Consider the following 5,957-nt stretch of genomic DNA (forward strand, 5'->3'; position numbering starts at 1 on the left):
GTTATAATTATCCTTATAATTCAACGCTGTAGTTCCTAGTTGATAGCCCGAGTTTCCATGACCGGGCTTTTTTTATGATTTTTCACGTTCCACGCCTATTATTTAAGCAATGTTTCACGATTTTGATTAGCTCAATTGAATAATCAGGATGACTGGTCTTTTTCTTTTTGGCGTTTATCCAGCTCTTTTTTCAGCTCCTTTTTATCCTGGTACGATGCGATCAGCATGATCGGGATCAACAGTGGGGCCACAATAATGCCTAGGGCAATGTCTTTCAGTTTCGGCATGATCTTTCTCCCTTAGTCATTATCAAAAACAGCATTCAGTACACGGCCAAATAAGCCACGTTTTTTCTTTGTCTCATAATGCGTATTTGGTACGTGTTTTGGTGTTTCATTAGGGCGTGTCACCAATGTCTCATGGGATGTTTTAATTTCACTATCTCTATTATTATCAATAGTTTCACTTATTCCATTATTGTTGTCGCATGGTGCATCATTGGAATGTGTCACTGGTGTATCATGAGACATTTTTTCTTCAGACTCTTTATGCCCTAATAGCAATTGAAAGCGGTCTATTTGATCTAAATAGCGTTTCTCACGATCTTTGTATGACTCAATTTCCTTTTTCATAAAATCAACAAGCTGACGTAAATCAGCATCATCTTTAGACTGATCCACTTCTTGTTTTTGTTCATGCTTTTTGATCGGCTCTCCAAAGCATCGGATGACTTCTGCAATATCAAAAAGACCATCAGCGCTTCGAGATATACGCCCTTCTTTTATGGCCCTATATAGCGTAGAACGACTGACGTTAAAGCGGTTAGATACTTCACTTAGTGATAATTTAGCCATTTACTAAATCCTTTTATTTAATGGCATATATCCCACTTTTTTTAGGTATGGATATAGTTCTTTGATTTTTTCAGGATCGTGAAGCATCTCAGCAATACGAATAGCAAATTGTGGATAGCTTTCAGTTCCCTGGGAATACCGACCCATTTCCGGTAGCTCTGAAAGTTTATTGGCAAACATGTGGCGTTGTGCATCGGTCATTTGGGTAAAGAGATCTACCGTGTTTGGATCTCTTTCTGAAGGTATCGAATCAATTTTTTTATGCTTAAAAGTGAATGATAAGCCTGAGATAGATCTTCCTGTTTTGTACTGTTCGTATTTTACATGTATATCAGTCAGCTCATTGATTTGCTTTATGGCTGGTTCTAAAACACGACTTTTAAAATTAACCATTTTTTGATATTCATTCATCTCAAGTCCTAATTTTTCTCTGAACTCAGATAAAGAAATAACAGGTGTTTTTCCTACGTCTCTCCAAGCAATTAGAAACTCATATAGACGAATAGCATATTTGCTAGTTAGTTGCGCAACCTGTTTAAGTTGATAGCTCGTAAAGTGCTTTTCCAATCTTGTAATAAGAGGAACAACATCTGGTGCAAAGGTAACTTCTAATGTAGCAAGGTCATCAACATATGCAATTCGGCTAACCCAGCGGGATTTGACTACAATTTCTTTGTTTGTATCTTTATGAATTTCCTTAAAAGAGAACTTTCTTTCAAAAAGATTATTAACTGCATTTTTTAGAGCGTTATACGCAGCTTCTTTGGTGACATCAAAGCGAGAAGCATAATCAGAAGCATGGATTTCTAATTTACTGTCGGATGAGATCCCTTGGCCTGTTTCTCTTGCTCTTATTATTGATAAAAGGATAAGCCGTTGCTCGGTTACTTCGAGATTATAACTGGCATTAATTAAGGCATTATCTTTTACTACTAAGTCATTTTTCATAAGACTGCATAGGTTATAAGTGTTATTAAGACTACATTAGCATTCGATGTAATCAAATGCAAAGAAATTGTAGTCTTATGACAAAGAAATTGTAGTCTTATGACAAAGAAATTGTAGTCTTATGACAAAGAAATTGTAGTCTTATCCACCTTGAAAGCCTTGCAAACAAAGGTTTTCAGAGAGTCTAAAAGCATTAAAAACTTTAAAAATAATTAAAAGCCCAGGAAAGGAAAAATTGCCCTTGGTTTTCGCTGCGCTCAAACTCTATTGAATCTCGCTTTCGCTCGATTCGTTGGGGCAATTTTTTGGCTCATTGGGTTGTGACTTTAAAAAAAAGCAAAAGCAGCTCGGAATTCGCTTCGCTCATGAGCTTTTTACTCGCTTCGCTCGACATAAAGCCATCGTAATCAGTTCGCACCCATTCGGGATGCTCTGATTCTGAGTTCTTGATACACAGGGGAGCCTGTAATCAGGGAAAAACAGGTGAAAAAATTTAGATCCCTGTAGTTCGCTCGTAGACACTCGCTAAATGCTCTCATTTGCGATTTAAGAGTTTTTTCTTAACTCAACTATAAATCTACTGTGGTTTAGCAAAACATCGCTAAAAACCCTATTTTTTTGCGTTTAAACAGCATTCACCAAGGTCGGTAATCGTTGTTATTTTCATTTTCTGGTTTTTTAGGCTCATTTTTCTGCTGTTTTTCCAATTCTTGGCGTTTTAAAAATGCCAAATGTTCTCGTTCGTGTCTTTCTTGTTCATAGCGTTGTTCTTTTTGCTCTCGTTCTTTACGTAATTGCTCTCTAAATTCACTTTCTCTGCGATCATTTTCAATTCTTCGTTGGCGATCTACTTCCGCTTGGCGTACTTGCTGCATTCTTTCTTGTTCAATTTTGAGATCATCTGCCCGTTTTGCTTTAAGGAGGGGACTCATATCATCATTAAAATCATGTAGGGTATCGAATGAATGAACGTACTCTCGTTTTAGCTTCTGCCAAAACGTGGGTTTTATCGTTGGTCGTTCAATCCCATTATTTTCCAGTATCTCTGAGCATTGACCTAAGCGTTGGACGACATTCTCAATATCGTATTCTTTAGCAAGTTGTTCGACCTCGGTTGCGTATTCTCTCCAGTTCTCATTTTTTGCCTGTTCTACTGATTTTTCAGTCGCATAAAAATCAGGTTTTTTTATATCTCTGTAAGTATGATGATAAGAGTCATAAAACAAATTATTGCTATGTAGGTAAAAATCGCTTTTGTTTTCTGCTAACCATCGTTTTGTCTTGGTGAGATTTGATTCAATCTGCTTTTGATTATCAGCAGCATTGCTTTGAATGGTGTAAAACTGATTGGCAAATTCTGCATAAATATCTTGGCACCGGATGAAGTCATCATATGCGTTGTCGATCTGTTGAACCTGTTGTTCTTGCAGGCGTTCTTCTTCTAGGTTGAGATTTACTAATTCTGCTAAAAGCTCTTTTTCTTCTGCTTCGGTTAACTGAAGTTCGTTTTCCAGCTGGGTAATCTGATCTTCTAATCGACTTGGAACAATAATTTCTTGATCAAGGCCCTTGATGATCTGTTGGTATTCTCGTGCAGCATCTAAATTTTTGGCTTTGATTGCATCATTTTCAAGTGCAATTCTTGGCAGCACAATTTCAGTGTTACGTTCTTCAAGCGGTCTTTTTTGTTCCTCGTCATATTGTCTGCGAAGTGCTGTAGCTTCATGCCCTTCATGATGAGTGGGTTCAAGAAAGTCTAAGCCCTGATCCTTGTAACTCCGGTGGTCGATGCGTTCGTCTAGTCCGGCATTTTCCAATACTGTGTTTACAACATTGGCAAAAGTTGCTCGGCTGTCCTTCAGGATCTCGGGACCATGGTCGTTGAAGATTCTTTGTTTCTTTCCTAATTCGCCTTTTTCATTGATGAGTCTGGTCGTGAACATCATGTGTACGTGATAGTTTTTATTATTGGTTTCATCGTTATGTTCATGTGGTGCATGGATGCAGGCATCGACAATAACATTGTGCTTGTTCACAAAGTCTCGGCAAAAGTCATCAACGATTTTTATGCGTTCTGCATCTGTTAATTCATGTGGTAAAGCACAGATATATTCTTTGGCGAGTCGTGCATTGGCTTTCATTGAGCCATTGGCATTGAATTCTTTTTTTTCTACTGTATTCCAAAGTGTTTGACGGTCTAAAAGTTTTGTATTGGTATGTTCTGGTGCATAAATATTTTTGTATGCAAGTCCCTTTTTTTTAGTGTAGTCCTGAGTCTTTCCAAAAGTCAGATCCTCTAATTTTTCACAGGCACGATAAGCAGCACAAGCAACGGCTGAACGTCCGTCACTTCGTGAGATGTTGCTTTCATTCAAATGAAAAATTGCCACTTTAAAAACCTAAATTTCTGCATACCGTGGTTTTGATTTTTGCAACTTTGAAAAAGTTGCTGACCATGCTAAAGCGAGGTCATGGGGTACAGGGGTTTCCCCTGTCGCAACGTCCACTTTTGAATGAAATGATAAAAGTGGGTAAGTGCGCCCTTCGTTTCACTCCGGGAAAACTTCGCTTCGCTACGTTTGATATTGCTCGCTTTGTTTTTTGACTCTATGATGATGTTTGGTTATTGATCATCACGGTTTAATACTATGTCAGATATTCAAGAAAAGAAAGATGCAGTTTTAAAGAAGCTCACTAAAGCACAGCAGAAGAAGTTATCTCTACAAGAGCAAATTGAGTATTTGAAAAAAGAACAAGAGCAGATCTTAGAACAGGCAAAACAGAAACAGAATGAGCTTAAACTTAAGCAGCAAAAACTTTTAAGTGAAGCCAAAGCTCAAGAACGGAAAAATGAAACTAGACGGAAAATTTTGCTTGGCGCTTGGGTTTTGAATAAATTTAAGAATGATGAATCTTTTAAACATCAATGGGCTGATTTTGAGCAGTTTTTAAGTGCGGAAAGTAAGACAGAAGAAAATAGACAGAAAGATAAAGAGCTTTTTAATGATCTTTTTAAGGGATAAGTTCTAAATTTCATATAAGAGATTTTATGTTAAATAAAGGTTAACTACTATGAAATGCTAATGTTTGTATTACAGGAGAGGTAGCTCAATTTGTTTGAACAACTAAAAGCTTATTTAAAGTTGAAATTGGCGTAAAATATATAAAACACTCACTTTGTTGAACTGGTATTTTAAGAATGCGAGATGGTATTTACTTCCTTGAATTTCAAGATAATTTTAATGATTTTGGTAATGGAGTTTTTGTAGTACAAAATAATATAATAAATGGTGGAAACTATGCATTTTCCTTTCAAGGTGAAATCATTAATCAAAAATCGAAAGTTATTATAAAACAACATGATAATAGTATAGAAAAAGCTATAAATGAAACTTTAAATGTATCTATTAAAAAGACGAATTATGATTATGAATTATTAGGGAGTATTACTAATAGACCTAATTTAGTCGTTTATATAAAAGCAAAATTTATAGGTGACTTATTTCTAAAATTAACATAATACACGTTATGCGAAGTCAAAAATGGGAGCTCTAAGCTCCCATTTTTAGTCTTTAATGCGCTTTTTCGCTTCGTCATAAACTATGCTGTCAGCTCGTTTCCCAACCGTAATGAGCAAGATAACTACCTGATCATCTTTAACTTGATAAACTAGTCGGACTCCAGCCTTTAATAATTTAATTTTGTAGCAACCTGCAAGATCACCTCTAAGCATATTCTTTGGAATATGTGGCTGCTCTATGACCTTGGCAAGTTTTTTCTTAAATTGATCTCTTATAGCACTAGGAAGCTTTTCCCATTCAGCTGTGAAGTCCTTATGACGTAAAAGCTTATAAGTCATCTAAAGTAATTTCCTCAAACATTTCTTTAGGATCATTAATACGTTTACGAACAATCGCTAATAGCTCGGTATCCTCTTCTGAGAGTAAGGCTTTTTGTACAGGGAGTTTCCCAGTCGCTGCAATGTATTCAAGGACATTTGTAAAAAACTCAGTAGGTGCAATACCTTGTTCTCTTAGAACTGAATAAGATTTTTCTTTAAGGGCTTCATCGACCCTGAAGTTAACAGTAGCCATTATTTTTCCCATTTATTGAATGCATAGGAATATTGTAATGCAAGTTGCATTACGTGGCTAG

Annotated in this window: 8 protein-coding genes; 2 read left to right on the plus strand and 6 right to left on the minus strand. The window is 36.4% G+C overall.

Features of this window, described 5'->3' with window-relative positions; translation table 11 throughout:
- Window positions 1-143: 143 nt before the first annotated feature.
- The 4 genes from MST17_RS17055 to mobQ form a co-directional block, all read right to left on the minus strand.
- A complete protein-coding gene (locus MST17_RS17055; protein WP_166135746.1) occupies window positions 144-287 on the minus strand; it encodes a hypothetical protein in 144 nt (47 codons plus the stop codon).
- A 12-nt stretch (window positions 288-299) separates the two neighbouring features.
- Window positions 300-854: a plasmid replication DNA-binding protein gene (locus tag MST17_RS17060; RefSeq protein WP_180005593.1), complete on the minus strand. Its 555-nt coding sequence runs from the start codon at window positions 852-854 to the stop codon at window positions 300-302.
- Window positions 855-857: 3 nt separating this feature from the next.
- A complete protein-coding gene (gene repM / locus MST17_RS17065) occupies window positions 858-1,802 on the minus strand; it encodes a replication initiation protein RepM (protein ID WP_068912167.1) in 945 nt (314 codons plus the stop codon).
- Between the two features lie 635 nt (window positions 1,803-2,437).
- Window positions 2,438-4,192, minus strand: a complete 1,755-nt coding sequence (mobQ, locus tag MST17_RS17070; protein WP_257235117.1) for a MobQ family relaxase — start codon at window positions 4,190-4,192, stop codon at window positions 2,438-2,440.
- A 258-nt stretch (window positions 4,193-4,450) separates the two neighbouring features.
- Between mobQ and MST17_RS17075 the strand changes: the two genes are divergently transcribed.
- Both MST17_RS17075 and MST17_RS17080 read left to right on the plus strand, forming a co-directional pair.
- On the plus strand, window positions 4,451-4,825 hold the full coding sequence (locus MST17_RS17075; protein ID WP_086322809.1) for a hypothetical protein: 375 nt from the start codon (window positions 4,451-4,453) through the stop codon (window positions 4,823-4,825).
- 176 nt (window positions 4,826-5,001) lie between these two features.
- On the plus strand, window positions 5,002-5,322 hold the full coding sequence (locus tag MST17_RS17080) for a GrlR family regulatory protein (protein ID WP_179997607.1): 321 nt from the start codon (window positions 5,002-5,004) through the stop codon (window positions 5,320-5,322).
- A gap of 45 nt (window positions 5,323-5,367) precedes the next feature.
- Here the strand turns inward: MST17_RS17080 and MST17_RS17085 are convergent, their stop codons facing one another.
- The gene (locus tag MST17_RS17085) at window positions 5,368-5,661 is read right to left on the minus strand and encodes a type II toxin-antitoxin system RelE/ParE family toxin (RefSeq protein ID WP_074947749.1); all 294 of its coding nucleotides are present in this window, start codon (window positions 5,659-5,661) and stop codon (window positions 5,368-5,370) included.
- On the minus strand, window positions 5,651-5,896 hold the full coding sequence (locus tag MST17_RS17090; RefSeq protein WP_111885987.1) for a type II toxin-antitoxin system RelB/DinJ family antitoxin: 246 nt from the start codon (window positions 5,894-5,896) through the stop codon (window positions 5,651-5,653). Before MST17_RS17090 ends, MST17_RS17085 begins: the two co-directional genes overlap by 11 nt.
- Window positions 5,897-5,957 lie beyond the last annotated feature (61 nt).

It is taken from the genome of Acinetobacter sp. YH16056_T, assembly GCF_024605895.1.
Classification (GTDB): Bacteria; Pseudomonadota; Gammaproteobacteria; order Pseudomonadales; family Moraxellaceae; genus Acinetobacter; species Acinetobacter amyesii.

Bases quoted from the DNA above. Each gene is read 5' to 3' on its own strand.
- MST17_RS17080 (WP_179997607.1), top strand. From the start codon at position 5,002: ATGCGAGATGGTATTTACTTCCTTGAATTTCAAGATAATTTTAATGAT.
- MST17_RS17085 (WP_074947749.1), bottom strand. From the start codon at position 5,661: ATGACTTATAAGCTTTTACGTCATAAGGACTTCACAGCTGAATGGGAA.
- MST17_RS17075 (WP_086322809.1), top strand. From the start codon at position 4,451: ATGTCAGATATTCAAGAAAAGAAAGATGCAGTTTTAAAGAAGCTCACT.
- MST17_RS17060 (WP_180005593.1), bottom strand. From the start codon at position 854: ATGGCTAAATTATCACTAAGTGAAGTATCTAACCGCTTTAACGTCAGT.
- MST17_RS17055 (WP_166135746.1), bottom strand. From the start codon at position 287: ATGCCGAAACTGAAAGACATTGCCCTAGGCATTATTGTGGCCCCACTG.
- repM (WP_068912167.1), bottom strand. From the start codon at position 1,802: ATGAAAAATGACTTAGTAGTAAAAGATAATGCCTTAATTAATGCCAGT.
- MST17_RS17090 (WP_111885987.1), bottom strand. From the start codon at position 5,896: ATGGCTACTGTTAACTTCAGGGTCGATGAAGCCCTTAAAGAAAAATCT.